The organism is Streptococcus pluranimalium (assembly GCF_047785705.1).
GTDB classification, from domain to species: Bacteria; Bacillota; Bacilli; order Lactobacillales; family Streptococcaceae; genus Streptococcus; species Streptococcus pluranimalium_A.
Window position 1 is genome coordinate 1 of record NZ_JBLOJV010000073.1, and the last position, 2,543, is coordinate 2,543.

1 protein-coding gene and 1 pseudogene are annotated in these 2,543 nt (G+C 37.1%); one reads left to right on the forward strand and one right to left on the reverse strand.

Annotation, left to right across the window (positions count from 1 at the left end; translation table 11 throughout):
* Positions 1 to 712: 712 nt before the first annotated feature.
* A complete protein-coding gene (locus tag ACMZ6Z_RS09195; protein ID WP_416132232.1) occupies positions 713 to 1,522 on the forward strand; it encodes a PrsW family glutamic-type intramembrane protease in 810 nt (269 codons plus the stop codon).
* A 703-nt stretch (positions 1,523 to 2,225) separates the two neighbouring features.
* On the opposite strand, the pseudogene ACMZ6Z_RS09200 reads toward ACMZ6Z_RS09195, so the two are convergent.
* A pseudogene (locus ACMZ6Z_RS09200) lies at positions 2,226 to 2,543 on the reverse strand (hypothetical protein); the annotation flags it as partial.

Sequence of the window (2,543 nt, forward strand, 5' to 3'; positions counted from 1 at the left end):
TCTATTGTAAGGCTACAGTTTCTAAGTTAGCTATTTTTCTTTTTTGTTGACGAATTTGTAACTCTGACAAGATAAATTCTATCCGCTCACAGCAATAAATAATCATTTCTTGATTTTAACTCTATCAAATAAATCACCCCTGCGAAACTCTTGCCAGTATTGTTTATCAAATAACTCTAAAGCGTCTTCTTCCTCTTGGGTTAGTTCATAATCTTTAAAGCCGCTTACCTACCAAGCTCTTATCAGCCTTTCCAAAACCAATGACCAGTAAATCATATTGTTCTATAACATGCTCCTTTTCTTTTTTTCAACCTTAGTCTAGCAAAAAAGAAAATTTGAGACACAATTCCGTTACGGCTCTATTATGGAGTCCAAGTTGCAGGAAAAACATTACAATAACTGAGAAGGTTTAGATAAAAAATACACGACAAACGCATGAAGAAAACTTCGTTTTCAGAAAGCGCTTTTCTAGACAAATAGTAATTTTTTAGATAAAATTTGTGGTATAGTTTATATGATATGAACAAAGTAGCGCCGATTATCGAAATATTTTCAACAAAATTTCTGAAAAAATGCATGTAGCTAGAAAATAGTTTCATGTATTTTTTTCATGCGTTTGGCGTGTAAAAAATAGGTGAACTATAGACAAAATGCACCCATATTTGATACAATGTATCTATACACTAATTTATTAATACAGAAGGGTAAAACTATGAAAGAAAAATTTCAAACGTGTAAAACCTATATTCCAATCATCTTAGCAACGATTGGATTTGTCAACGGTTGCAAAATTATCTTTGGAGAATTAGGTAAGCCAAATGGCATGGAAGCTAAATATCCTCTCTTTCTCCTAACCATTTCCTTGGTCGCTATCTACCTCATTCCCCTACTAGTACTGACATATTACTTAGCTAAACGCTATAACATTTCTAAACAAGTTATAGGTCTTAGCTGGCTTTTAGGCTTAACAAGTAGCATCTCTTTTTCTGAACTGGGACATACAGCTATTGGATATTTCCTACTCGAAATTGTTAAAGTTAGTGATAATTTCCTAAAAGACTGGGGCGCAGCTATTTCAGGTCCATTGGCAGAAGAAATCGGTAAAGGGCTAACTGTTCTACTTGTACTACTTATTTGTAGAAAAATGACACTAAAAAATGCATTGGTAAGCGGAGTGGTTGTTGGACTAGGTTTCCAAATCATGGAAGACATCACCTTTGTATTTAGAGACATGTTCATGAATAAGTTAGACGGCTTTGAAACCATTCTTGAACGCGTTGGTCAAGCTGGTTGGGCTCATTGGGTTTTCACGCTTCTCTTTGCCATTGGCTTAGTAGCCCTTCTCGCGAAAAATACAGGTATGTCAAAAGCACAGGGAGTATTTTGGATTGGTGCAAGCTTTGGAATCCATTTTCTCTTTAATTCACCATTCAACACTGGTATCTTCCAGACAGTGTTTCCTATCTTGAGTATTTTACTTGGCTTATTTGCCTATCGAACGGTTGAGAAACTATCTGAATAGACAAAAAAATCCGCCTTTGAGCGGATTTTTAATAGTACGACGGGCATGTTGTACATCTGAGGTGAAAGTCCTCCGCGGGCACCCGCTACCGGTGAACCCAATAGCGATTCCCAAGCCAGACTATCGTGAGGTAGCGGGGAGAGGAAGGGATAGCGAAATCGTGGCTCTACGAACAGAAACGTGATATTAAGGCGTATATAGCGGATGAGGGGGCTAGAAACTCTAAAGTCCAAATAGGTAGTCGTAACCTATATGCGTAAATCACGAGAGTAAACGAGGAAAGATGTATGACTTATCCCGTGAGGTCTCATGAGCGTCAAAGACGTAGTAACAACGATTCATGAGAAGTCAGCAGAAGCCATAGTAGCGATTAAACTTCTGTAATGGAAGTGGAGCGAAGTGCTGAACAACTAAATGATTATCGCTCAAATTAGAGTTGTCTATTCTAATTCTTGGTCTGAAAAGACGGTAGACTGAAAACGTAAACGATGGCTATTGTTCATAAATATAGGACAGCACAAATAGAACGACTCTACAGAATGAGAGATGAGGGAGTTTAGGCAATGTCATTAAGTTAAAGATTTAATCTATCAAAATCCCTATTCCAGAGTGTCACTTTTGTGGTTCTGTTTAGAATAGGGTTTTAATTGACAGTATTTAGGGCGCACAAAAGTAACCGTTTATCACCCTATTTTTGCTGTTATTATGGTACTCTATAAGTGAAACTTACTGGCGCTTGGCTTTTAATCTTTCTCGGAAATGTTCGATTGACTCGGATAATGGATAAATACTTGGCAATGTAAGTTCTCAATTGGGAGGAAGTGAGTGTTCCTCTGAGAAATTTTAGACAGGCATAAGCAGCGTCTGAAAAGTTGATGCCGTAAACTCTTTTTGTCTTTGATTTTTTGATGACAATGTGTGAGGTTAGCCATTTACAAAACCCAATTTGTAAAATTAAGCTAGACAGAAAAAAGCCATTTATGTTAGGCTCAGATAAACACCACATTTGTCTGAAAGGAAC

What these genes read in the sequence shown, in the direction of transcription:
- ACMZ6Z_RS09195 (WP_416132232.1), top strand. Translation starts at nt 713, where the DNA reads ATGAAAGAAAAATTTCAAACGTGTAAAACCTATATTCCAATCATCTTA.